This is a genomic window from Sulfitobacter mediterraneus, assembly GCF_016801775.1.
Classification (GTDB): Bacteria; Pseudomonadota; Alphaproteobacteria; order Rhodobacterales; family Rhodobacteraceae; genus Sulfitobacter; species Sulfitobacter mediterraneus_A.
Genome location: NZ_CP069004.1, coordinates 271,221 through 295,057, shown reverse-complemented (window position 1 = coordinate 295,057; position 23,837 = coordinate 271,221). Strand labels below are relative to the sequence as shown.

Below are 23,837 nucleotides of genomic sequence, written 5' to 3'. Positions count from 1 at the left end.
TCCCCGTTACGGGCCTACCTAAGGTCCGTGACGGGTACTGCCCTGTGCGTGTGACGCTACATTCCAGTGGCCTTAAGCAAATCCGAGGGAGCTGGCTCTGTCTGAGCCCTGGTTCATTTATCTGGCGCCCACCTGTATATACAGGTCCTCGGGAATAAAAAGCTGACCGGCAGGTGCGGTCCCGTCACACTCCCCCGATTTCAAGGTCGGCGTGCCTGAGCCAAAACCGGCACAGCGATGCCTTTGCCGCCCTTTGGTCCGTCGTCTTCGTCGCTTTCGCTCATCAACAGGACGGCCACGGCGGTTTGGGCCCCTGAAAAGACAATCCCATTGAAAAACCAAAGCAAAAACCCGGCCAGCAGCCCGATGTCAGAGGTGCTGATCAGGTGCCAGAGGTTGGCAACGTTGAAATAGAGCAGCCCCGCGATGAATGCAGCTGAGGTGACAAATCCAATGATGGTGTGTTGAATGTAGAACCGAACGATCACGGGCATGGGCAGTCCTCCTGCAATGAAGACTAGCCCATTTTGCCTAAGGGTCAAAAGGTGTCAGAATGCCTCGGGCTGGGCCTCACGGGCCATATGATCAAGGACCGCGTTCACAAAGCTGGGTTCTTTGCCATCGGGAAAGAACGCGCCTGCGATGTCGACATATTCCTTGATCGCCACACGCGGCGGCGTGTCGTTGCCGCGCAGTTCAGCGCCAGCGGCGCGAAACAGGGCCCGCAATGTCGGGTCGATCCGCGCAATCGGCCATTTTGCCACCAGCGCCCGGTCGGTCATCTGGTCAATCGCCGCCTGATGGTTGACGGCGGTTTCCAGCACGGTTGAGAAATGATCCAGATCGCCGTCCAGCATTTCGCCGTCTTCATAGACAGCGCCAAAGCGGTGTTCGATAAATTCGCGGCGCACGAGGTCAATGGTCTGCGAGGAATGTTCCATCTGGAACAGCGCCTGCACGGCATAAAGCCGCGATGCCGATTTCATCTTGCGTTTCTGGTTGCCGGACAGGCCGGGTGCCGATTGGGTCATGCGTGTGTGTTTCCGTCCGTATCGCCCGCCATAAGCGTGTCAGCGCCCAGCGGTTTAAAACCGATGCCTTTGCTTTGGCTGCCCCACTTACGGCTGAGCGCAATGAGATGCAAGGCCGCTGCCGCCGCACCGCCGCCCTTGTTTTGCCCGCCCGGATCGGCACGCACCTCGGCTTGGCTGCGGTTTTCCACTGTCAGGATGCCATTGCCGATGCACAGCCCCTGAAGGCCCAGCAATTGCAGCGCCCGAGAGCTGTCGTTGCAGACGGTTTCATAATGCGTGGTCTCCCCCCGGATCACACAGCCCAGCGCGACATAGCCGTCAAAGTTGCTGCGCCGGTCCGAGATGCCGATGGCGGTGGGGATTTCCAGCGCGCCCGGCATTTCGACCACCTCGTAACTGGCCCCTGCCGCCTCAAGCTCGGCTTTGGCACCGGTCAGCAGGCCGCCCGCGATATCGCTGTAATAGGGTGAGACAACGATCAGAACCTTCAGCGGTTTGTCAAAGCTGGGACGCGCCAGAACGGTGTGATCTTCGGTTGCTGCCATGTGAATTACTCCGCCGTGATGGGCCGGGTGCCCACGATTTCGATGTTATAGGCATCAAGGCCCAGATAACGGGTTTCGGGATTGTCGGTCAGCAGGATCAGCTGATGCAGCCCCATGGAAGAAAGGATCTGCGCGCCAAGGCCAGTGCGTTTGACGGTGCGCGGCGCGTCTTCTTCGTCGTCGTCCAGACGCAGGCGCGGGAATGGATCGCGGAACAGGATCACTGCGCCTCGGCCTTCGTCCGCGATAATCTGCATGGCGCGGGGCAGCTCGTCCGCAGGGCTGGGCCCCAGTCCAAGGATATCTTCGAGTGCATTGATCGCATGGGTCCGAACCAGCACAGGCGCATCGGTGCTGATGTCACCTTTGGTCAGGACAACGTGATCGGTGCCGGTGATCTCGTCCGCGACAATCCGCATATCCCATTCCCCGCCATAGGCGGAGGTTACTGTGCGGCGGTCGCGTTCTACCAGCAGGTTGTCATGCTTGTGGCGGTAGGCGATCAGATCGCTGATCGTCCCGATCTTGAGGCCATGCTCTGCGCCAAAGGTCACCAAATCCGGCAGGCGGGCCATGGTGCCGTCTTCCTTCATGATCTCGCAGATCACGCCGGAGGGGTGCAATCCGGCAAGGCGGCTGATGTCCACGGCGGCCTCTGTGTGACCCGCACGGACCAGCACGCCGCCGTCACGGGCCCGCAGGGGAAAGACATGGCCGGGGGTGGCGATGTCCGCCGCGCCGAGGTCTTCGTTGATGGCCGTGGCCACGGTCAGGGCACGGTCGCCAGCGGAAATGCCGGTGCTGACCCCTTCGCGGGCCTCGATGCTGACGGTAAAGGCGGTCTCGTGGCGGGAGGAATTGTTGACCGCCATCATCGGCAGTTCCAGCGTCTCAATCCGTGCAGCCGTCATCGGAAGACAGATCAGGCCGCGGCCGTGGGTGGCCATGAAATTGATTGCATCGGCATTCGCAAACTGTGCCGGGATCACCAGATCGCCCTCGTTTTCGCGGTCCTCGTGATCAACCAGAATAAACATCCGGCCTGCGCGGGCCTCTGCGATGATCTCTTCGATCGGGGCAATGGCGCTTGCCAGCCCTTCTTCGACCGGTCCGGGTGTTTCAAAATTCATGACATATCCTATCGCCGTTCTCGCCCGCACATAGCTCAAGCGCCCGGCGATGGCCAGAGGTGCCGCAGCATCACTGCCGTCAAAGCCCAACAAAATAGAGCGGATTTGCCCTCAAGCGCCCGCGCCGAAATACCGCGCGGCATCGACATATCCGGCGGCGCGGGCGGCGGCGCTCCAATCTCGCTCAAACGTGGTGTCGCCGATGATCAGCACCTGATCCGAAACCAGCCTGCGGCTGGTGATCACCCTGCCCAGATGATCACGCATGTCTGACCAGCTGTCTGTGAACTTTGGCGCCGCATCCACATGATCCAGTGCCGGATTGGCCTGCGCCACCTGCCCCGCATGCAAGGGCCGATGCACGAGCGCCAGTTTCTGTGCACCTTCGATGGCTGAGACGGCCTCACTGCGTGGCAAGGGCATCTGCGGCTCTGATGCCTTAACCACGCGCAGCGCGTTGGAGGAGAACAACAAGCCCATAATGTCACGACCGCTGGCTTTGCGGATTGAGGCATATGTCGGATAATCAAGCCCCAGCGCATGGGCGCGCCGCACATGCATGCGCACCACCATCAAAGGCATGGTCTTGGGCATCGCCGCCTCACGCGCCTTTTTCCACTGGAAGGCGCGGAACCTCTGGCCGCGCTCCATGCTTGGCCCCTGATTATGCCCGATACCCGGTGTCACGACATTTCTGCCAGCCGCGCGACATAGCGGGCCAGCGTATCGATCTCAAGATTGATCTGATCGCCCACTTTGACATCGCCCCATGTGGTGACGTCCTTGGTGTGGGGGATGAAGTTGATGCCAAAATCGCAACCGTCCACCTCATTTACGGTCAGGGACGTGCCGTTCAACGCAACAGACCCTTTGGGCGCGATGAACCGGGCCAGATCGGCAGGCGCACGCAGGGTCACACGGGTGCTGTCGCCCTCGTCCTGCATCGCGACAATCTCGGCCACCCCGTCCACATGGCCCGACACGATATGCCCGCCCAACTCGTCGCCGACTTTCAAGGCCCGCTCAAGGTTCAGCCGTTTGCCCTTGTGCCAGCCATTGCCGCCAATGTTGGTTTTCTCGACCGTTTCCGCACTGATCTGAACCTCATACCAATCTGGCCCAAGATCCACGACCGTCAGGCAAACCCCGTCGCTGGCGATAGAGGCGCCCATATCAATGCCGGAGGTGTCATAGCCGGTTTTGATCCGCGCCCGCAGATCGCCTTCCTGCTCCAGCGCGATAACCTCGCCTACGTCGGTGATAATCCCGGTGAACATGGGTTTTCCTCTTTTTCGCAATCGTCGTTAACTTTCCGTAACCTTCACCTGTGGTACAGGCAAGTGAAAGCACAGTGTTGTTGCGACAGGGGCCATATCCTGATTAAAAATATGGCATGCAAAGATGAAAGGGCAGAATGTCCTCTGAAGATTGCCAAAACCGGGTCTTTTTGTTCCTGCAAGGGCCACACGGGCCGTTCTTTGACAGGCTTGGCCGGATGCTGCGCCTTGCGGGCGCTGAGGTCTGGCGGGTCGGATTCAATGCGGGGGATCAGGCGTTTTGGCGCGACAAGGCCAGCTATATCCCGTTTTCCGCGCCCAGTGACGATTGGGAGCCTTTCCTGTCCGATCTGATGGTCGAAAAATCTGTGACCGACATCGTGCTATATGGCGACACGCGCCCGATCCATGCCTGCGCTGTTGCGGCGGCCAAGGCGGCAGGCATTGCGGTGCATGTCTTTGAGGAAGGCTATATGCGGCCCTATTGGGTCACTTACGAACGGGGCGGCAGCAACGGCAATTCGCATCTGATGGGGATGAGCATCGACCAGATGCGCAGCGTCATGGCCCAATCCGACATGGAAGCGCCCCTGCCCCCCGGCCATTGGGGCGACATGCGCCAACACATCTTTTACGGGGCCGCCTATCACTGGTTCGTTATGTTCGCGAACCGCAAGTACCGGCATTTCCGCCCCCATCGCAGTTTGCCCGTATCGAAGGAATTCCAACTCTATCTCAAACGGTTGCTCTTGATGCCGGTGATCTGGTTACAGCGGTTCCTGGCCACCTGGCGGGTGAGAAACGGCGGCTTTCCCTATCATCTGGCCCTGCTGCAACTGGAACATGACAGCTCATTCCAGATGCATTCGCCCTTCGGCACGATGACGGAGTTTCTGGCGCTGGTAATCGACGGATTTGCCAAGGGGGCGCCGACCCATCATCATCTGGTGTTCAAGGCGCATCCGCTTGAGGACGGCCGCGTGCCCGTACGCCGCGATATCAAACGTCTGGCCCGGACAGCCGGTGTCGCAGACCGGGTGCATTTTGTCCGCGGTGGTAAGCTGGCCCGACTTTTGGACGATGCCCGCACCGCTGTCACGGTCAACTCGACCGCCGGACAGCAGGCTCTTTGGCGCGGCATTCCGCTGAAGGTGTTTGGCGATGCGGTCTATGCCAAGCCCGAGTTTGTCTCAGATCAATCCCTGCCAGAGTTTTTCAAGGGGCCAAGCCGTCCCGATAGCCGCGCCTACAAAGATTACCGCCGCTATCTTCTTGAAACCTCACAAATTCCGGGGGGTTATTATTCCTCCAAGGGGCGGCGGCAATTGCTGCGTCTGGTGGTGGATATGATGCTTGCTGGCGAGGATCCCTATCAGGCCTTTGATCAGGGTACCGCGGCCCCAAGGCAACAGTTGCGCATCGTCACCTGAGCCAAGCACCTCTGCACGCTAGATTTTTACAGACAACTGCGGTAGCTTGGCCGCAATTACGCCGAAAAAACCGGCGAATACTGAGGCAGAAGTGAATAGGTCGAGGAGACCGGGCAGTGAAATCCGTATCTTTCCGGTGGGCGCACCCCATCGCAGCAATCGCGGCGTTGGCCGTTGTTTCGTCTTGTGGTTTGCCGCAGGTCGGCCCCAACAAACGCCAGATTTTCGCAGGATCCGTGCAAAAGGAAGGCGACGCCTTTGTCGTCTCCGTCAATGACCGCGTGACCCGCGCCACGGCCCTGACCCCGGCCTTGGGCTTCTCTGAAGAGTTCAAACGCGCAGCTCCGCTTGGGTCTGACACGATCCGTCCTGGCGACGTTCTGGGCATCACGGTCTATGAAAACGTTGACGATCCGCTTCTGGGCGTCGAAGGCTCCCCCGCGACCCTGCTCGAAGAAGTGCAGGTTGATGGCGCGGGCTTTATCTTTATCCCCTATGCAGGCCGGATCAAGGCGGCGGGCAATACCCCTGACGCCATCCGCCGTATCATCACCACCAAACTGGGCGAACAGACCCCTGACCCACAGGTCGAAGTGCGCCGCGCCGCCGGAGATGGTTCAACCGTTTCGCTGATCGGGGCGGTCGGGGCGCAGGGCGTTTATGCGATTGAACGGCCGACGCGCACCTTGGGCACCATGATGGCCCGTGCGGGCGGTGTTTCGATCGAACCCGAGATTGCCCAGATTACGGTGATCCGCGGCAAGATGCGCGGCAAAATCTGGTTGCAGGATCTGTACGATCATCCCGAACTGGACATCGCATTGCGTGCCGGAGATCGCATCCTTGTCGAAGAAGACACACGGTCCTTCACCGCATTGGGCGCCACCGGCAGCCAGGCGCAGGTGCCCTTTGAGTCGCAAAATCTGTCCGCGCTTGAAGGTATCGCACAGGTTGGCGGGCTGAGCGCGTCTTCGGCGGATCCGACCGGCGTGTTCATTTTCCGCAACGAACCGGCAGAGATTGCCGGGCAAGTGCTGGGTCGCAACGATTTTCAGGGCGCACAGCGGATGGTCTATGTTCTGGACCTGACCAAACCCAACGGCATGTTCATGGCCCGCGATTTTGTGGTGCGGGACGGCGATACACTTTATGTGACAGAGGCACCGTTCACGCAGTGGAGCAAGGTCATCTCGGCCATCACAGGCACAGCCGGATCTGCGGCCAGCCTGACATCGCTCACTGGCGAATAACCCCTGATCATGGCTCTCGGGCCTGAAATATATGACACACCGGCCGCCGGACCTGACAGGGACCGGCGGCTTTTTGTCTATAATGGCGGGTTCCTGACCCAAAGGCGCGTCCGCCGCATTCTGCAGCTTTCGGGCTATTCCCTGCATCTGGGACTGCCAAAGGAAGGCGATGCCGTTGCGGTTTGGGGCAATTCGCCCACCGCGCATCGCGGACTTGCTGTTGCCGCCAAACATGAGGCCCCAATTGTGCGGGTTGAGGATGCATGGATCAGATCCTTGCATCCAGGGCGCGCGGGCGAGCCGCCCTTGGGCCTGTTGGTGGACCATCGCGGCGTACATTTTGATCCCGCACAGCCATCAGACCTTGAGATGCTGCTGGCCGAACACCCACTGGATGACACCGCGCTTTTGAACCGCGCACGTGGTGCGATGGCACGGATGGCCGAGGCGCAACTGACCAAATACAGCGGGTTTGATCCGGGTGCCCCGGCCCCGCCGCCCGGCTATGTGCTGGTGATTGACCAGACACAGGGCGATGCCTCTGTCACCGCCTCTGAGGCCCACCGCGGCCGGTTCCTTGAGATGCTGGTGTTTGCACAAGAGGAACACCCCGGCGCCAGGGTCATTATCAAAACGCACCCCGAAACTGCGCAGGGCCATCGCGTGGGGTATTTCACCGAGAAAGACATCAATAACAAGATCTCTCTGCTTACTGATCCGGTCAGCCCCTGGGCACTGTTTGAAGGGGCTGTGGGGGTCTACACCGTGTCCTCACAGCTTGGCTTTGAGGCAATTTTTGCGGGCCACAAACCGCGCGTGTTTGGCAAGCCGTTCTATGCCGGATGGGGCCTGACCACGGATGAATTTCCGGTGCAGCGCCGCCAGCGCAGCCTGACGCGGGCCCAGTTGTTTGCGGCGGCGATGATCCTTTACCCAAAGTGGTATGATCCGCACCGTGATCAGCTTTGCGAGCTGGAAACCGCCATCGAGGCGCAGGCCGCGCAGGCCCGTGCGTGGCGCGAAGATCATCGCGGCTGGGTGGCCTCAGGTATGCGGATGTGGAAACGTCGTCCGCTGAACAAGATGTTCGGACAGTTCAAACCGCTGATATTCCAAGATGATCCGGCCAATGCGCGCAATACGGGACGTCCCTGGATGGTTTGGTCTGGTCAGGCACAGGTCGGCCATGAGGATGCCATACGGGTCGAAGACGGCTTTTTGCGGTCCAAGGGATTGGGCGCCGCGCTGGTGCCGCCGCTGTCGTTGGTTTGTGACGATCTGGGCATTTACTACGATCCCTCCCGCCCCAGTCGTTTGGAACATTGGATCGAAACGCGGGCACAGATGCGGCCCGATCAGACAGCTCGCGCCCGCGCCTTGATCACCGCGCTGACCTCAGCCGGGCTGAGCAAATACAATACAGGTGCGGCAAGTGATTTGGGCGATGGTCTCGAGCAAAAGCGCATTCTGGTGCCCGGCCAGGTGGCCGATGATGCCTCTGTCCGTCTGGGCACGCAGGACATCTCGGACAATCTTGCGCTATTGCAAGCCGCCCGTGCGGCCAACCCCGATGCCTACCTCATCTACAAACCGCATCCAGATGTGGAAGCGGGTCTGCGCGATGGTGTGATTGATGCCACCGGTCTTGCCGATCACATCGCAGCAGGCATTGATCCGGCGGGTTTGCTGGGCCAAGTGGATGGGGTTTGGACCATGACTTCGCTCTTGGGGTTCGAGGCGTTGCTGCGCGGGGTGCCTGTCGTGACCTTTGGCGCGCCGTTTTACGCCGGATGGGGGCTTAGCGAAGATCGCGGCGATGTGCCACCACGGCGGCGGATTGACGTGCCGCTTGAAGGGTTGGTCCATGCAGCCCTGATTGATTATCCGCGTTATTTCGATCCGCAAACCGGCTTGCCCTGCCCCGTGGAGGTGATCGTCGACCGCCTGATTGCGGGCGAGGTGTCCGCGCCGGGATTGGGCCTTCGGATTTTGTCAAAATTACAGGGACTTATGGCCAGCCGCGCCCATCTTTGGCGGGGCCGTTGAGCGGTCTAGGGCCGTGTCCAGACGTGCAGGATATCCGGACCGCAAGCCAGTGTTTGGCGCAGATCAAAACGGGGCGCGTTGCGCAGGGTCTCCAGCCCCATCGCGCCAACCCCCGGCAAACCCTCGGCCCCGATCACCAGACCGGCGGTGAAGCCGACCAATTCATCCACAAGATCGGCTTCCAGCAAAGACGCCGCCAAGGCGCTGCCACCCTCACAGAATACGCGGGTCAGCCCATGGGCGCCAAGTTGTTGCATGATATCCGCCGGATCAAGCTGTCCGCCCCGTGCCGCGCAAGGCAGCAAAACCGCACCCAGATCGCGCCATGTTTGCACCAGCATCGGATCGGCGTCTTTGCCATGGCACAAAATCACCGGGATCTCAGCCGCCGTGCGGGCCAGTTGCCCCATCAATGGGATATCCAGGCGGCGGGATACCACCACGCGGGCGGGTTGGTGATCCACACCCAAATCTCGCACTGTCAGACTGGGATCATCCGCCCGCGCGGTGCCGCCGCCCACCATTACCGCATCATGGCGGCTGCGCATGGCATGTACCACGCGCCGCGCTTGCGGGGCGGTGATCCATTGGCTTTCCCCCGTGCCGGTGGCAATGCGGCCATCAAAGGAACTGGCCAGTTTGAGGGTCAGCAGCGGCCGCCCCAATTCAACACGCCGGAAGAACCCGGCATGATCACGGCGGGCCTCGGCCTCGCCCACTCCTAGGGTTACCTCGATGCCTGCATCACGCAGCATTTGTAGACCCTGCCCATTTACCCGCGCGTCGCTGTCGGTGGTGGCCACGACGACACGCGCCACGCCCGCGTCGATCAGGGCCTGTGCGCAGGGCGGGGTTTGTCCGTGATGGGAACAAGGCTCAAGCGTGACGAAGGCCGTCGCACCGCGCGCTGCAGCGCCCGCTTGCGCCAACGCTTCAACCTCGCCATGGGGCCGCCCGCCCGGTTGGGTCCAGCCCCGCCCGACGATCCGGTTTTGCGACACGATCACACAGCCGACCGCCGGATTGGGCCAGACACGCCCCTGCCCGCGCCGCCCGAGGGACAGCGCCAGCGCCATGTATCTTTGGTCGCTCACTCTTCTTCTACAGGGTGATCTGGCCGCAATTCCTGAACAAATTTGTCGAAATCGTCTGCCGCCTGGAAATTCTTGTAAACGCTTGCAAATCTCACGTAGGCAACGGTGTCGATCCGGGCCAGAGCCTCCATCACGATCTCGCCGATCTGTTTGGAGCCTATGTCGGTTTCGCCCATGCTTTCGAGGCGCCGCACGATGCCGCTGATCATTTGATCAATCCGTTCGGGGTCAATCGGACGTTTCTGCATGGAGATGCGGATGGAGCGTTCCAGCTTGTCGCGGTCAAAGTCTTCGCGTTTGCCGCTGGTTTTGATCACCACCAGATCGCGCAGCTGGACCCGTTCGTAGGTGGTAAATCGCCCGCCGCAGGCTGGGCAGAACCGGCGTCTTCGGATTGAAACGTGATCTTCTGCCGGACGGCTGTCTTTCACTTGGGTGTCGATATTTCCGCAAAACGGGCAGCGCATGGGCCGTCCCCCTCTTTGTCATTCCGCCTCTATAGGGGCGCAACCCGCCCTCTTGTCTAAACTTATAGGGGGTTCACGAGGTTTTGGGTAGGGGGCAATTTGACCACTACATCTGGGGCCATGATGCGACTAAACTGCGGCTTTCGCCAACCTCAGGCAAAATGCGCTGCGATCTGGCGGCTGTGCGGGGCCGTGCGGTGCTCAAAAAGATAAATGCCCTGCCACGTGCCAAGGGCCATGCGCCCTGCGGTGACCGGAATGTTCAACGATACCGGCATCATCGCGGCCTTGATGTGGGCGGGCATGTCGTCCGGTCCCTCCATCGTATGCCGCAGATAGCGCATGGCTGGATCATCCGACGGCGGCACAAGCCGGGCAAAATAGGCCAAGAGATCACGCTGCACATCTGGATCGGCGTTTTCCTGTATCAAAAGCGAGGCAGAGGTGTGCTGCACGAACAATGTCAGCAGGCCATCGCCCTGCCCCTTCAGCCACGAGGAAACTTGCGGCGTAAATTCGTAAAGACCCTGACCATGGGTCGAAATGGAGAACCGGGTTTGCATGGGCAAAGGGTGACTTGCACGGGCCGGAATGGCAATCGCTCTATTTTGTGGAACGGGTAAATGCATCACGGCAATACCGCCGCGCATTGACTGATTTCACCATCGCGCCCGGCTGTTTGACAGTGAGCGTCAACCGCGCGGGGTCATCGGGCGGCAGGCCGGCTGCGCTGAGGGAAAAGGTCACGGCCTTGCGCCCTGCCGCGGTCCGCGACGGGCCTCGTGGGCGTTTGAGATAGATCGGGGTGGTTTCGGACAGGCCAAGGCGCCGCTCAACATAGCTGGCCGCGCCGCACCAGAACTCTGCCGCGCCCATGTTCATGCCTTGCACTACCTCGAAATCCGAAGTGGTCAGCGGGTTGATCACCAAGATCCGGTCTTCCTCTCCTTCGGTGCCAGCGCCTGCTGCGATGGGCAAATACATCGCCAACAGTGCAAAGCAGACCCCGCGTATCATCGGTTGATCAGACGCGCATCTGCACAAAAGCTTTGCGCATGGGCCAAGGAAAGGTTGGCCCCGGCAACGCGCAGAGATTGCGAAAGGATCTGGACTTGCCTGGGAGAAACGTCCGACGGATCGAGCGAGAAGGTCACAGGCGCATCAAATGAAAGGCGCGGCCCGACCACATAAATCCGTGCAGTGCTGCGGGCACCCAGAACGTCATCGGCGTAATCCGCGGCGGCGCACCACATGCCGCGTGCGCCAAAGCCCGCACCATCCGCGATTTGAAATCCGCCAGCTACAGGCGTGACCGTTACACGGTTTTCCGCTCGGAAATCCTGTGCTGTTGCGGTGGTGGCACCGGCAAGGGCGAGCAAAAGGGCAGATGCAAATTTTACCATGCGTCCGCCCCCAACCGGCGAAGTTTGATGTCGCGCAGTTCAATCAGATAATCTTTGCAAAAGAGATAGGCATGCTGGATCGGAAGGCCCTGACCGACCTGACGCACGCTGACCGACACCGAGGCGCTTGGCGGCACAGACAGGGCGGAGGGATCAGCCGTGAACACCACGCCCTTGCGGCCCAGACCGCTGATCGAAGGGCCGCGCGCGGTATGTACATAGATGCGACCACCCTGTGTCAGCCCCAAACGTTTCTGGGCAAAGTCAGATGCCGCGCACCATATGCCCCGCGCGCCCTCGCCGCGAGCTTCGATCACTTCGAAGGTGCTGTTGTTGAGCGGAACCACCTTAAGCTGGTTCACAGCGGTGAAAGATTGCGCAGCGGCAAGGCCGGGCGCGAGTGTGATCGCAAGCGCAAGAAGAGCAGACCGCATAAGGAGACCTTTCATTGTTGCCTTACAAATAGGTGCTCCGGGCCGGAGTTCAAATTCAAACCGTCTCACATCGGCGGCATTTGGCGCAGGCATCACCAAACGCCATGCACAAAAAAACGCCCGGAAACCGGGCGTTTTCTGTCTGTTCACGTCAGGCTATCTTACTGATCGAGGAACGACCGCAGCTTGCGGGACCGGCTTGGGTGCTTGAGCTTGCGCAGCGCCTTGGCCTCAATCTGGCGGATCCGTTCACGTGTTACGCTGAACTGCTGGCCGACCTCTTCAAGTGTATGGTCGGTGTTCATGCCGATACCGAAACGCATCCGCAGAACACGTTCCTCACGCGGGGTGAGCGAGGCCAGAACACGCGTCGTGGTTTCCTTGAGGTTTTCCTGAATGGCACTGTCGAGCGGCAGCACGGCATTCTTGTCCTCGATGAAATCGCCCAGTTGGCTGTCTTCTTCGTCACCGATGGGGGTTTCAAGGCTGATCGGCTCCTTGGCGATTTTCATCACCTTGCGGACCTTCTCAAGCGGCATCTGCAGCTTTTCGGCCAATTCTTCCGGCGTGGGCTCGCGGCCAATCTCATGCAACATCTGGCGGCCTGTGCGCACCAGTTTGTTGATGGTTTCGATCATATGCACCGGAATACGGATCGTGCGGGCCTGGTCGGCAATCGAACGGGTGATCGCCTGACGGATCCACCACGTTGCATAGGTGGAGAATTTATAGCCGCGGCGATATTCGAATTTATCGACCGCCTTCATCAGGCCGATGTTACCTTCCTGAATCAAATCAAGGAATTGCAGACCTCTGTTTGTGTATTTCTTCGCGATGGAAATCACGAGGCGCAGGTTTGCCTCGACCATTTCTTTCTTGGCCTGACGGGCCTCTTTTTCGCCTTTCTGAACCTGCTGCACGATGCGGCGGAATTCAGAGATATCCAAACCGACATATTGGCCCACCTGCGCCATATCGGCGCGCAGTTCTTCAACCTTGTCGCTGGAGCGTTCAATGAACATCTGCCAGCCGCGGCCGGTCTTTTCGGCCATCCGCTCCATCCAGTTTGGATCGAGCTCATAACCGCGATAGGAATCCACAAATTCCTTGCGGTTGATCCGGGCTTGGTCGGCCAGCTTTACCATCGCGCTGTCGATCTGCATGATCCGGCGGTTGATGCCATAAAGCTGGTCAATCAGGGCTTCGATACGGTTGTTGTGCAGGTGCAATTCGTTCACCAGCAGCACAATCTCCGCCCGCAATTTCTGATAGGTGTCTTCCTGCTTTTTCGAAAAGGAGCCATCCTCGTTCAGGGTCGCCGAAATCCGGCTGTCCTGCATCTCGCTTAGCTTGACGTAGTCGTCCGCGATGATGTCCAGCGCCTCAAGCACCTGCGGTTTCAGCGCCGCTTCCATGGCTGCGAGAGACATGTTGGCCTGTTCGTCCTCATCATCGTCGTCGTCGGTGGTGATGGGGTTGCCGTCCGCGTCCAGCTCTTGCTTGGTCTCTTCGGTCTTGGTTTCGGACGCTGCGGCACCGGCGGCAGGAACAACAGGTGTTGTTTCTTCTTCGTCGCCCATCTGGTTGCCAAAGGTCGCCTCCAGATCGATCACATCACGCAGCAGGATGTCTTCGGACAAAAGTTCGTCGCGCCAGATGGTGATCGCCTGAAAGGTCAGCGGGCTTTCGCACAGGCCCGCGATCATCGTGTTCCGGCCAGCCTCGATACGCTTGGCAATTGCGATCTCGCCTTCACGGGACAGCAGTTCAACCGACCCCATCTCGCGCAGGTACATGCGCACCGGATCGTCGGTGCGGTCCAGTTTTTCGCTGGTGCCAGAGGACAGCGCGACCTCTTTGTTGCTGTCGGTCGTTGTCAGCTCGGTAGAGCCCTTGGCCTCTTCCTCTTCGGCGTCTTCATCTTCGATAATGTTGATGCCCATCTCAGACAGCATCGACATCACGTCTTCGATCTGTTCAGAGCTGACCTGATCGGGCGGCAGAACGGTGTTCAGCTGATCATAGGTGATATAGCCCTTCTCGCGGGCCTCACCGATCATCTTTTTGACGGCAGCCTGGGACATATCCAGCGAATGGCCGCTGTCGTTCTCGTCCCGCTTGGCGTCGTCGTTTGTATCCTTGGCGGCCATGTCGTCTCCTCCGGCGCAATCGCGCGAATCATCTGGGGGTGATTCGAATTTTCCGAATCATGAGGGGTTCGGGGTGATTCTTAAACCCGTTACCCTGCTTTTTCCTAAAGTACCTGCCAAAAGGTCACGGAGCGGTTTACCTCCGGCGTTTTGGCTTTTCGTATTTGATGTTTCCAAGCAGTGTATCCAGCGCACTGCGTTCGTCTCTGCTCATGCGGGCGCCATTGTCGCCCACCTCGTATTCCGCCTTGTCTTCCTGCCCTGTGCGGGTGGCTTGGTCCGCGGCCCGTGCCGCTTCGCTGAGCCGCCAAGTGACGCCTTCGTCGGCCACGCCGGTCAGGTCTTCCATCGCTTCGGCAATTTCTGCATCCAGTCCCCGCATCGCGCTTAACTTGGCCAGTTCTTCGGCCACGGTCATCGCGGCCATCTCAGCATCGCCCGGATTTCGAATGCAGGGTGTAATGGCGACATGGCGCTGTGTGATCAGGTTTTCAAGGGCGTCATAGCCCAGTGCGTCGGATATTTTTTCGCGCAACACCACTTCGCCGTCCGGGCCATACCGGAGGATAAGATCACGCAGGCGCGCATGAAAGGGATCAGCGCAGGTCATCGTTTCCAGCCCGCTTTCAAAGTCTTCGACGATTTGCGGACAGGTCAGGAACGCCGCCAAGATCACCGCCTCGCGCAGGTGTTCTGTGGTTCTGTCATCCGCTGCCTTGGCCAGCACCGATGCTTTGGTCGATGGCACGGGTGGCTGTGGCGCATTGGATTGCCAGCGGCCCTTGCCGCCCCGCCCCATAGGCCGCGATGCGTTGCTTTTCGGGCGAAACAGCTGCCAACGCAGATCTTTGATTTCCTGTCCGTAGTGGCTGCGGATGGACGGATCTTTGATCAGTTTGATCTTTTCGCGCAGCGCCTTGTCGAGCGCCGCCTTGCGTTCTGGGCTGTCAAACACCTTGCCGTCCGTTTCGCGCTGCCACAGCAGCTGAACCATCGGCATCGCCTGATCAATCAGTTTCTGCAAAGCCGGTGCGCCCTGCGCCTTGAGCAGGTCATCTGGATCGAGCCCCTCTGGCATCACCGCAAAGCGCAGTGATTGCCCGGCCTCCAGCAGTGGCAGCGCCAAATCCACCAGCCGCATCGCTGCGCGTTGGCCTGCGGTGTCACCGTCCAGTGTGATGATCGGTTCGGGCGCGATGCGCCACAGCATCTGAAGCTGGCTTTCGGTGATGGCGGTACCAAGGGGCGCGACCGCCGCCTCGAACCCCGCGCCATGCAGGGCAATGACGTCCATATACCCTTCAGCGACCAACAGCGGCATGCCCTTGCCCGCCGCAGTGCGGGCCTCGCGCACGTTGTAGAGGCTGCGGCCCTTGTCAAAAAGTTCGGTCTCGGGTGAGTTGAGGTATTTGGCGTTGTCGTTGGGGTCCATCGCCCGCCCGCCAAAGGCGATCGCCCGGCCCCGCGCATCCCGGATCGGGAACATGATCCGCCCGCGAAACGTGTCATAGGGCTTGCCGCCCTTGGTCGACGGCTTGGCCAGACCCGCGCTCAGGATCAGGTCATCTTCGACCCCTTTGCCTTTGAGCGCATCCCAAAGTCCCTGCCATTGATCCGGTGCAAATCCGATTTCCCAGCGTTCCAGCGCATCGGCGTCTAGCCCGCGCCGGTCCAAGTAATTGCGTGCCTCCTCCGCCGCACCGGTGCGCAGTTGCAGCCGGAACCAGCGCACCGCCAATTCCATAACCTCGGCAAGCTGCGTGCGTTTGTCCGCTTTTTCCTGCGCTTTAGGGTCTTGCTTGGGTACCGGCATCCCGGCCTCACGGGCAAGGATCTCCACCGCTTCCATGAAGCCGACATTCTCTGTCTCGCGCACAAAGGAAATGGCATCGCCCTTGGCGTGACAACCAAAGCAATAATAAAAGCCTTTTCGGTCATCCACATGAAAAGACGCAGATTTTTCCTGGTGAAAAGGACAAGGCGCCCACATGTCGCCCTTGCCCTGATTGGATTTGCGCGGATCCCATATAACTTTGCGGCCGACCACCTGTGACAGGCTGGATCGGCTGCGCAATTCGTCCAAAAATCCGGGTGGCAGGCTCATACCACTTTATATTGGGTCCCGTGGATCAAAGTCCACAGAGCGGCGCTGCCTTTTGCAAATTAGCACCGCCTTGCGTGAGCATCAGTTTGCCAGACAGGCTGCTTTCCACTGCGCGCCCAGATCGGTCTTGCGCAGATCACGCTTTTTCAGCTTGTAGATCTCTCCGGTAAACAGCGGAATCGCGGCATTGTAGCGCTCTGGCCATGTGACCTCACCGGCCAAGACTGCCTCTTGTACCTTGCGTTCCTTCACCCGGTCCATGCGGGCCTTCTGGATCGCCGACACAATCGCCGCCTGATGGCCGCAGTCTTCTTCTTTGGCCGCGTCTGCCGCCACGGATCCTGCGCTCAGGGCCAATGCCCCAGCCAATGCCAATGCAACATGCTTCATCGTTAATGGTCTCCACTTAGGTTTACCTGCGGGATTCGCACCCCGCCCATAGGTTAACCGCGAGAGGCCACCGCTGCCATAGCCGCCTTGAGATCATGCACCAAGGTGCCTGCCATCGACCGAAACACCAGGATCATGAACTTCTCCGGGCCAAGCCGGGTAATGGATGCCGCCATGTGAAAGACCTGCGTCCGGATGGAATGGCCGCGCTTGAACTGGCTGTCGCGCAGGTCCGCAGGCACCAACCGGGCCAGAACATCAACCGCCGCCGGCCCTTCGAGCAAGGCCACCGACCAGGCATCGGATATATCCACCACCGCGCCATGCTTGTTCAGGCTTGCGTCCGGTGCAGGCCCCATCAAAAGCGCCTCGCCCCGGCCAAACCAGATGCACCTTGCCCCCTCTTTGCCGGTGGACCGGTTGGGCTTTGGCAAGGCCATTCCATGCGCCTTTTCAAGCGCCGCTGCCATCGCCTTTTCCTCACCCAATGGCGACAGGGAGGTTAGGTTGCCCGCATCCATTTCTGTCAGCTTGGCCTGACCAATGGTCAGCGGAAGCAAGCCTTCAAACGGTGTTTTCGCTTTGAGTTCAACCACGTACCCGCTCCCCTTCTTGATCGACAAAGACTGTGCTGCACACCTCGACATCGCTTTCCAGCCCGCGCACATGATCCACCATGCGGATCACCTCCCCCATGCGGTCACGGCCCCGTTTGAGGAACCCCATGCCAATAAACGTGCCCACATCCGGCGAGAACCCGACCGAAGAGATATGCCCTTCCAGATTGTTTGCGACGGCCTCTGCGCCCTGCGGGTAAAGCTGTGCGCCCGCGGTCAGTTTCTTGACCGCGCCGACAGGCTTGAGGCCCACCAGTTGGGGACGATCTTCATCCACCAAGCCGGGCCGCGCGGCCATGGTCTTGCCGACAAAGTCTTTCTTTTGTGACATCATCCCTTGCATCCCGATGTCAAAGGCGGTCGCCCGACCTTCGATCTCAGCGTGCGTGAGAAAGCCTTTCTCGATCCGCAGCACGTTCAACGCTTCCATCCCGTAGGCGCCGCCGCCCATCTGGCTGGCGCGTTCCACCAGCAAATCAAACAGCGCCGCGCCGTAGCGGGCTGGCACAGCAACCTCATAGGCGTGTTCACCCGAGAACGAGATACGGAACAAGCGCCCGTCGACACCGCAAACCTTTGCCGGACCACAAGCCATGAACGGCCAGCTTTCGTTGTCAATCTCCTGCTCCAGAATGCGGTTCAGCAGATCGCGGGATTTTGGCCCCGCCACGGCAAACTGCGCCCATTGTTCGGTAACAGAAGTAAAGGACACCTGCCACTCCGGGTGCAAACACTGGGTCACAAAATCCAGATGCCGCATCACCAGCCCCGCCGCAGCGGTGGTGGTGGTCATGACATAGTGGTTTTCGCCCAGCCGCGCACAGGTGCCGTCGTCCATGACATAGCCATCTTCGCGCAGCATCAGCCCATAGCGCACCCGCCCTTCCTTGAGGGTCGAGAACATATTTGTGTAACAAAAGTCGAGCAGCGCCGCGGCGTCCGGCCCCTGAATGTCGATCTTGCCCAATGTGGATACGTCGCAGATACCAACCGCATTGCGCACATAGCCAACCTCGCGGTCGCACGATTGCCGCCAGTTGGTTTCGCCCGATTTCGGGAAATAGCTGGGGCGATACCACAGGCCGGCCTCGATCATCGGCGCGTTCATGCGCAGGCTGGCTTTGTGGCTGGTGGTGAACCGCTGCGGGGCAAACCCCTTGCCCTGCGCCCCTGCCCCCATCGCGGCAATGGCCACTGGTGAATAGGGTGGACGGAATGTGGTCGTGCCGGTTTCGGGAATGCCGCGCCCGGTGGCATCTGCCAAAACCGCCAGCGCCCCCACGTTGGAGTTCTTGCCCTGATCGGTTGCCATCCCTTGCGTGGTATAACGCTTCATATGCTCGACCGAGCGGAAATTTTCGGTGGCCGCCTGTTTGACATCCTTGACCGAAACATCGTTCTGGAAGTCCAGCCAGGCACGCCCCTTGCCTGCCACAGCCCAAAGCGGTGAGAGGTTATAAGGTGCATCCTCGGCTTGCGGCAAGGTCACATCGGCCGACTTCTTGCCCAATGCAGACAAGGCGGTTTTTGCGGCCTCAACCCCTGCCTGCAAACAGCCGTGGGTCGAAAACGTGCCGTTACAGGCCCCAGCCACGGTCATATCGGGGATCATGCCTTCGGTTGGCACAAACGCCTGAATGTCTGGCCGCCAAGTGGGCCGCCCGTTCATGTGACAGGTCAAATGCACCGTCGGGTTCCAGCCGCCGGACATCGCCAGACAATCGGTCTGGATGGATTGCTCGCCGCTGGTGGTGCGGATGGTGATGCTTTCCAATTCCTTGCGCCCACCGGAGTTGCAAACCTGCGCACCGGTATAGACAGGGAAATCCGCCCCTTCGATGGCCGCGTCATGGCGGCTGTCGATCAGGGCCGCAACGCGCACACCTGCCGCCGACAGATCAAGGGCGGTGCGGTGCGCATCATCGTTGTTGCCAAAGACGGTGACGGATTTGCCGGGGCTGACACCCCAACGGTTCAGGTAAGACCGCACAGCGGAGGCCGTCATGATGCCCGGACGGTCGTTGTTGCGGAACGCCACGGGGCGTTCAATTGCACCTGCGGCCAGGATCGCCTGTTTCGTGGAAATCCGCCAGAAGGTCTCCATCGGGGCGCCGCCGCCGCGTTTCCCGGTGTGGTGGTTGACCCGTTCAAGCGCGCCATACATCCCGCCGTCATAGGCCCCTGTGACCGTGGTGCGGGTCATCAGGCGCACGTTGTCCATCGCGCCGAGTTCCGCAACGATCTCTGCCGCCCAAGCCGCACCGGACTGGTGGCCGATCGCGCCGGTTTCGGCATTCAGCCGCCCGCCCATAATCGCGTCTTCGTCGGCCAGGATCACATCCGCGCCGGACCGCGCGGCGGTCAACGCGGCCATCAGGCCCGTTGGCCCCGCGCCGATGACCAGCAAATCGCAATAGGCATAGGCCCGCTCGTAACTGTCTTCGTTGGTCTCGCCGCCCAGCGCCCCGAGGCCCGCCGCATTGCGGATGATTGGCTCATAGACCGCTTCCCAAAACTTTTTGGGCCACATGAAAGTCTTGTAATAGAACCCAGCGCCCAGAAATGGTGCGGCCAGATCGTTGATCGCCATGACGTCAAAATCCAGCGACGGCCAGGCGTTCTGGGACCGGGTAACCAGCCCATCATAGAGCTCTTGTACAGTGGCGCGGACGTTTGGATCCTGCTGCGCACCGCGCCCCACGGTGATCAGGGCGTTTGGTTCTTCGCTGCCTGCGGTCAGAGGGCCACGGGGGCGGTGATATTTGAAGGACCGCCCCATCAGCTTGACCTCATTGGCCAGCAAGGCCGAGGCCACCGTATCCCCGGCATAGCCGCGATAGGACTTTCCATCAAAACTAAAGCTGACCGGTTTGGACCGGTCGATCAGACCTTTGCCATTCACTCTCATGACATCGCCCCCTTCACATCACTGGCCAGCTCGACCTTGTGAACCGCATGGGTGACTGTATCGCGGGTGACCACAAGCCATGACCCGCAACCGCCCTCATGATGCCACAGATCGCGGGTCTCCCCTGCCGGGTTGTCACGCAGATGCACATAGCTGTCCCAGGCCGCCTCGCCCGCGTCCGGCGCCGGGCGATCCAGCGCCACAGCGGCACCTTGATAGTAAAACTCACGCCGGTCACGGCTGCCGCAGATCGGACATTCAATTCTCACAACAGGCTCCCCGAGGGGCGCTGCGCCCCTGCTTCATCTGGCCAAAAAAACTCATATTCCATGCTCTCAACCCTCAGTGCAGGTTGTGCTGAGACCCGGTGGCCTCTTCATCCATGATCCCGCGTCCAGTGCGGAACCGGTCAAGACGGAACCGCGCGGCAGGCGCATGGTGGTTACCAGTCGCCATCAGATGCGCAAAGCTGAAGCCGGATCCCGGCACCGCCTTGAACCCGCCGTAACACCAACCGCAATCAATGAACAAACCATCCGTGTCAGTCTTGTCGATGATCGGGCTGCCATCAGGGGTCATGTCCATGATCCCGCCCCAGGACCGCAGTACCTTGGCCTTGGCGATCATCGGCATCAGGGTCATGCCCGCTTCCATCACATGTTCCATCATCGGCATGTTGCCGCGCGAGGCATAAGAGGCGTAGAAATCCAGATCGCCGCCAAAGACGAGACCACCCTTGTCCGACTGGCTGATATAGAAGTGGCCCATGCCAAAGCTGACCACATGGTCGATCACCGGCTTGATGCCTTCGGTGACAAAGGCCTGAAGGATGTGGCTTTCGATCGGCAGGCGCATCCCGGCCATCGCCGCGACCTGTCCTGACCGGCCCGCCACAACGATGCCGACCTTCTTGGCCTTGATCGCGCCGCGGGTGGTTTGCACGCCGCGCACCTGACCGTTTTCGATATCAATGCCGGTGACTTCGCACTGCTGGATGATGTCCACGCCCCGGTCACTGGCCCCGCGGGCATAGCCCCAGGCCACCGCGTCGTGCCGCGCTGTTCCGCCTCGCCGGTGCAGCAGCCCGCCGTAGATCGGAAAGCGGACGTTGTCGAAATCGAGATAAGGCAGGTGTTTGCGCACGCCTTCGCGGTCCAGCAATTCGGCATCATCGCCCTGCGCAATCATCATATTGCCGCGCCGCGCAAAGGCATCGCGCTGCCCGTCGGAATGGCACAGGTTGATGATCCCGCGCTGCGAATGCATGGCGTTGTAGTTCAGGTCCTGCTCCATCCCCTCCCAGAGTTTAAGGGAATGGGAATAGAACTCCGAGTTGCCCGGCTGCATGTAGTTGGCCCGCACAATCGTGGTGTTGCGGCCCACGTTGCCGCCCCCGATATAGCCTTTTTCCAGCACCGCAATGTTGGTCATGCCGTGGTTCTTGGCCAGATAATAGGCCGTGCTGAGGCCATGACCGCCGCCGCCAATGATGATCGCGTCGTATTCCGCCTTGGGTTCGGCATCCCGCCAATGGGGGGCCCAACCCTTGTTACCGGTCAAACCTTCACGCAAGACGCGCAAGCCAGAAAACCGCATCAGATACTCCTGTTTCGTGCAGACTGTTCACTCTAGTCAGCTTGAGACAGAACTATCAACGTCCCTGCCGGATTTTGCAGCAATTAGCGTCATGGATCATCCTAGCAGCGACCAATCACTGGTAAAGCTGGGCCGCTGCTTTGGTCAGGGTCTCCATGGCCGCGATATAGGGGCCGGGGCCATGGCTGATCCGGGCGGCACCTGCCGACGCCAGGTCAGCAATGGCTGTGCCGCCGCCCATCCGCATGATGTTCACCGGCAGGCTTTGGGCGTCGCAAAGTGATTTGATCAGGTTCAGATCTGACAGTCCGGGAACAAAGATCCCGTTTGCCCCTGCCTCTGCATAGGCGGCCGCGCGGGTCAGGGCCTCTTCCATCAGATCGGCATGTGGCAGACTGTCTTTTTGAAAGAACACATCGCTGCGGGCGTTGATGAACAATGGCACGCCCGCGGCATCAGCCGCGGCGCGGATGGCGGCGATCCTGCGAGCCTGATCTGCCACGGGATGCAGTCCGTCGCCCCCTACAATCCGGTCCTCGAAATTCAGTCCAATGGCACCGGTCTCCAACAAACGTGCCGCGTTTTTCCCGACCTCATCTGCCTCAACCCCATAGCCGCCCTCAAAATCAACACTCACCGGCAAATCAACAGCGCCAACAATCTGACCGGCGGTTTGCAAGAGCAGATCCAGCGGCAAGGCCTGCCCGTCCGCATAGCCCTGCGCCGCTGCGACCGACCAGCTGCCTGTTGCAATCGCGGATGCACCGCCCTGCGCCACGGCCTTGGCTGATCCTGCGTCCCAAGCATTGAACAAAACCAGCGGTGCGCCTTTGACGTGCAGTTTTGCAAAGGCCAACGCCTTGTCTGTTTGATTTACCATCGGGATGTCCTTTTCTGAGGGGTATCTGCACCAAATTGGCGTTCCAGATCAATCAGCGCCTGCTTGCGCCACAGCCCGCCGCCATATCCGGTAAGCGCCCCATCCGCCCCCAGTATCCGGTGGCAGGGGATGGCAATGGCAATCGGATTTGCACCATTGGCGCGGGCCACGGCGCGGGTGGCATCGGGGCGGCCCATGGCGCGGGCCAGATCGGAGTAGCTGCGGGTCTGGCCCGCGGGGATCTCTCGCAAGGCCTGCCAGACCTGTTTCGAGAATGGCGTACCAAGAGGGGCCAGCGGCGTTTCAAAGCGGGCGCAGCGCAGATCAAAAAACGCCTCCAGCTCTGCTTCGATCTGGTCGGTGGGGGCAAAACGGCCAAAGCCAAGACTGCCCTTGGACATGGTATAAAGTTTCTTAAGTTCACCCGGCAAAGCACGGCGTTCAGCAAATTCGAGCAGGTGCAGCGCGTGGGCGTCACTGACCGCAATCATCACACCCAGTTTGGTGTCGATCCAATCGGCGCGCAGCATGGCATCCTTGGCAAAACGTCCGGGCGGCATCCCCATCCAGCGGGCAAAGGCACTGCGGAACGCGGCGGGGCTGTCGTACCCGGCCTCAAGCTGTGCGTCGATCACCCGTGCCCCATTGGGCAACTCAGCCGCCCCCGTGCGCAGCCGCGTGAGCCGGGCCAATTCAAGAAAGGTCATGCCGAAATGCCGTTTGAAACTGCGGCGCACGGTGGAAGGGTCAAGGCCCAGTGCCTGCACATCCGCCTCACCCCAACGGCGCGCGGGATCGGCCTGCAACGCCTGCATCAATTGCACGATCATCGGGTCTGCCTCTGCCGCCGTGCCGATGGGATGGCAACGTTTGCATGGTCTGAACCCGGCCTCGACACAGGCGGCAACGGTTCCAAAAAAGCGGCAGTTCTCGCGCTTGGGTTTGCGGGCCGGACAGGTTAACCGGCAAAAGACGCCGGTCGAGGTGACCCCGACATAGGCGCGGCCATCAAAATCCGCGTCACGGTCCAGCAACGCTGCATAAAGCGCGTCGTCATCAGGCAAATCAAACAACATAGCCGC

At 60.3% G+C, this 23,837-nt stretch carries 24 protein-coding genes and 1 other RNA gene; 4 read left to right on the top strand and 21 right to left on the bottom strand.

The window, feature by feature from the left end; genetic code table 11:
- Positions 1-31: 31 nt before the first annotated feature.
- A non-coding RNA gene (gene ssrS, locus JNX03_RS20705) (6S RNA) lies at positions 32-186 on the top strand.
- A 14-nt stretch (positions 187-200) separates the two neighbouring features.
- On the opposite strand, the gene JNX03_RS01350 is transcribed toward ssrS, so the two are convergent.
- The 6 genes from JNX03_RS01350 to JNX03_RS01325 all read right to left on the bottom strand — a co-directional run bounded on the left by JNX03_RS01350 (position 201) and on the right by JNX03_RS01325 (position 3,986).
- Positions 201-494 carry a hypothetical protein gene (locus tag JNX03_RS01350; protein WP_203210689.1) on the bottom strand — a complete coding sequence of 98 codons (294 nt, stop codon included), beginning with the start codon at positions 492-494 and terminating at the stop codon, positions 201-203.
- Positions 495-548: 54 nt separating this feature from the next.
- The gene (gene nusB, locus JNX03_RS01345) at positions 549-1,031 is read right to left on the bottom strand and encodes a transcription antitermination factor NusB (protein ID WP_203210688.1); all 483 of its coding nucleotides are present in this window, start codon (positions 1,029-1,031) and stop codon (positions 549-551) included.
- The gene (locus JNX03_RS01340) at positions 1,028-1,579 is read right to left on the bottom strand and encodes a 6,7-dimethyl-8-ribityllumazine synthase (protein ID WP_203210687.1); all 552 of its coding nucleotides are present in this window, start codon (positions 1,577-1,579) and stop codon (positions 1,028-1,030) included. Before JNX03_RS01340 ends, nusB begins: the two co-directional genes overlap by 4 nt.
- Before the next feature lie 5 nt (positions 1,580-1,584).
- Positions 1,585-2,709, bottom strand: coding sequence for a 3,4-dihydroxy-2-butanone-4-phosphate synthase (ribB, locus tag JNX03_RS01335; protein ID WP_203210686.1), 1,125 nt, complete (start codon positions 2,707-2,709; stop codon positions 1,585-1,587).
- Positions 2,710-2,820: 111 nt separating this feature from the next.
- A complete protein-coding gene (locus JNX03_RS01330; protein WP_203210685.1) occupies positions 2,821-3,396 on the bottom strand; it encodes a hypothetical protein in 576 nt (191 codons plus the stop codon).
- Positions 3,393-3,986 carry a riboflavin synthase gene (locus JNX03_RS01325; protein WP_203210684.1) on the bottom strand — a complete coding sequence of 198 codons (594 nt, stop codon included), beginning with the start codon at positions 3,984-3,986 and terminating at the stop codon, positions 3,393-3,395. Before JNX03_RS01325 ends, JNX03_RS01330 begins: the two co-directional genes overlap by 4 nt.
- A 137-nt stretch (positions 3,987-4,123) precedes the next feature.
- On the opposite strand from JNX03_RS01325, the gene JNX03_RS01320 reads away from it, so the two are divergent.
- The 3 genes from JNX03_RS01320 to JNX03_RS01310 all read left to right on the top strand — a co-directional run bounded on the left by JNX03_RS01320 (position 4,124) and on the right by JNX03_RS01310 (position 8,712).
- The gene (locus JNX03_RS01320) at positions 4,124-5,416 is read left to right on the top strand and encodes a capsule biosynthesis protein (RefSeq protein ID WP_203210683.1); all 1,293 of its coding nucleotides are present in this window, start codon (positions 4,124-4,126) and stop codon (positions 5,414-5,416) included.
- Between the two features lie 116 nt (positions 5,417-5,532).
- Positions 5,533-6,666, top strand: coding sequence for a polysaccharide biosynthesis/export family protein (locus JNX03_RS01315; RefSeq protein WP_203210682.1), 1,134 nt, complete (start codon positions 5,533-5,535; stop codon positions 6,664-6,666).
- Positions 6,667-6,675: 9 nt separating this feature from the next.
- On the top strand, positions 6,676-8,712 hold the full coding sequence (locus JNX03_RS01310; RefSeq protein ID WP_203210681.1) for a capsular polysaccharide biosynthesis protein: 2,037 nt from the start codon (positions 6,676-6,678) through the stop codon (positions 8,710-8,712).
- A gap of 5 nt (positions 8,713-8,717) precedes the next feature.
- On the opposite strand, the gene ribD is transcribed toward JNX03_RS01310, so the two are convergent.
- The 15 genes from ribD to JNX03_RS01235 form a co-directional block, all read right to left on the bottom strand.
- Positions 8,718-9,806, bottom strand: coding sequence for a bifunctional diaminohydroxyphosphoribosylaminopyrimidine deaminase/5-amino-6-(5-phosphoribosylamino)uracil reductase RibD (gene ribD / locus JNX03_RS01305; RefSeq protein ID WP_280526495.1), 1,089 nt, complete (start codon positions 9,804-9,806; stop codon positions 8,718-8,720).
- Positions 9,803-10,273: a transcriptional regulator NrdR gene (gene nrdR / locus JNX03_RS01300; RefSeq protein WP_025046768.1), complete on the bottom strand. Its 471-nt coding sequence runs from the start codon at positions 10,271-10,273 to the stop codon at positions 9,803-9,805. Before nrdR ends, ribD begins: the two co-directional genes overlap by 4 nt.
- Positions 10,274-10,425: 152 nt before the next feature.
- On the bottom strand, positions 10,426-10,836 hold the full coding sequence (locus JNX03_RS01295; protein WP_203210680.1) for a secondary thiamine-phosphate synthase enzyme YjbQ: 411 nt from the start codon (positions 10,834-10,836) through the stop codon (positions 10,426-10,428).
- A gap of 40 nt (positions 10,837-10,876) precedes the next feature.
- Positions 10,877-11,290 carry a hypothetical protein gene (locus JNX03_RS01290; protein WP_203210679.1) on the bottom strand — a complete coding sequence of 138 codons (414 nt, stop codon included), beginning with the start codon at positions 11,288-11,290 and terminating at the stop codon, positions 10,877-10,879.
- Entirely contained in the window at positions 11,287-11,676 is a 390-nt protein-coding gene (locus JNX03_RS01285) for a hypothetical protein (protein WP_203210678.1), read from the bottom strand. Before JNX03_RS01285 ends, JNX03_RS01290 begins: the two co-directional genes overlap by 4 nt.
- Positions 11,670-12,110 carry a hypothetical protein gene (locus JNX03_RS01280; RefSeq protein ID WP_203210677.1) on the bottom strand — a complete coding sequence of 147 codons (441 nt, stop codon included), beginning with the start codon at positions 12,108-12,110 and terminating at the stop codon, positions 11,670-11,672. Before JNX03_RS01280 ends, JNX03_RS01285 begins: the two co-directional genes overlap by 7 nt.
- 161 nt (positions 12,111-12,271) lie before the next feature.
- The gene (rpoD, locus tag JNX03_RS01275) at positions 12,272-14,260 is read right to left on the bottom strand and encodes an RNA polymerase sigma factor RpoD (protein ID WP_203210676.1); all 1,989 of its coding nucleotides are present in this window, start codon (positions 14,258-14,260) and stop codon (positions 12,272-12,274) included.
- A 136-nt stretch (positions 14,261-14,396) separates the two neighbouring features.
- Positions 14,397-16,364: a DNA primase gene (gene dnaG / locus JNX03_RS01270; protein WP_203210675.1), complete on the bottom strand. Its 1,968-nt coding sequence runs from the start codon at positions 16,362-16,364 to the stop codon at positions 14,397-14,399.
- 81 nt (positions 16,365-16,445) lie between these two features.
- Entirely contained in the window at positions 16,446-16,754 is a 309-nt protein-coding gene (locus JNX03_RS01265; protein ID WP_203210674.1) for a hypothetical protein, read from the bottom strand.
- A gap of 53 nt (positions 16,755-16,807) precedes the next feature.
- Complete coding sequence (locus JNX03_RS01260; protein ID WP_203210673.1) at positions 16,808-17,350, bottom strand: sarcosine oxidase subunit gamma; 543 nt, start codon at positions 17,348-17,350, stop codon at positions 16,808-16,810.
- Positions 17,343-20,279 carry a sarcosine oxidase subunit alpha family protein gene (locus JNX03_RS01255; protein ID WP_203210672.1) on the bottom strand — a complete coding sequence of 979 codons (2,937 nt, stop codon included), beginning with the start codon at positions 20,277-20,279 and terminating at the stop codon, positions 17,343-17,345. Before JNX03_RS01255 ends, JNX03_RS01260 begins: the two co-directional genes overlap by 8 nt.
- A complete protein-coding gene (locus tag JNX03_RS01250) occupies positions 20,276-20,548 on the bottom strand; it encodes a sarcosine oxidase subunit delta (protein WP_037909270.1) in 273 nt (90 codons plus the stop codon). Before JNX03_RS01250 ends, JNX03_RS01255 begins: the two co-directional genes overlap by 4 nt.
- A 73-nt stretch (positions 20,549-20,621) precedes the next feature.
- Positions 20,622-21,875, bottom strand: coding sequence for a sarcosine oxidase subunit beta family protein (locus JNX03_RS01245; protein WP_203210671.1), 1,254 nt, complete (start codon positions 21,873-21,875; stop codon positions 20,622-20,624).
- A 115-nt stretch (positions 21,876-21,990) separates the two neighbouring features.
- Entirely contained in the window at positions 21,991-22,755 is a 765-nt protein-coding gene (locus tag JNX03_RS01240; RefSeq protein ID WP_203210670.1) for an isocitrate lyase/PEP mutase family protein, read from the bottom strand.
- Positions 22,749-23,831 carry a bifunctional transcriptional activator/DNA repair enzyme AdaA gene (locus tag JNX03_RS01235; protein ID WP_203210669.1) on the bottom strand — a complete coding sequence of 361 codons (1,083 nt, stop codon included), beginning with the start codon at positions 23,829-23,831 and terminating at the stop codon, positions 22,749-22,751. The genes JNX03_RS01240 and JNX03_RS01235 overlap by 7 nt, the downstream gene beginning before the upstream one ends.
- Positions 23,832-23,837: the final 6 nt, after the last annotated feature.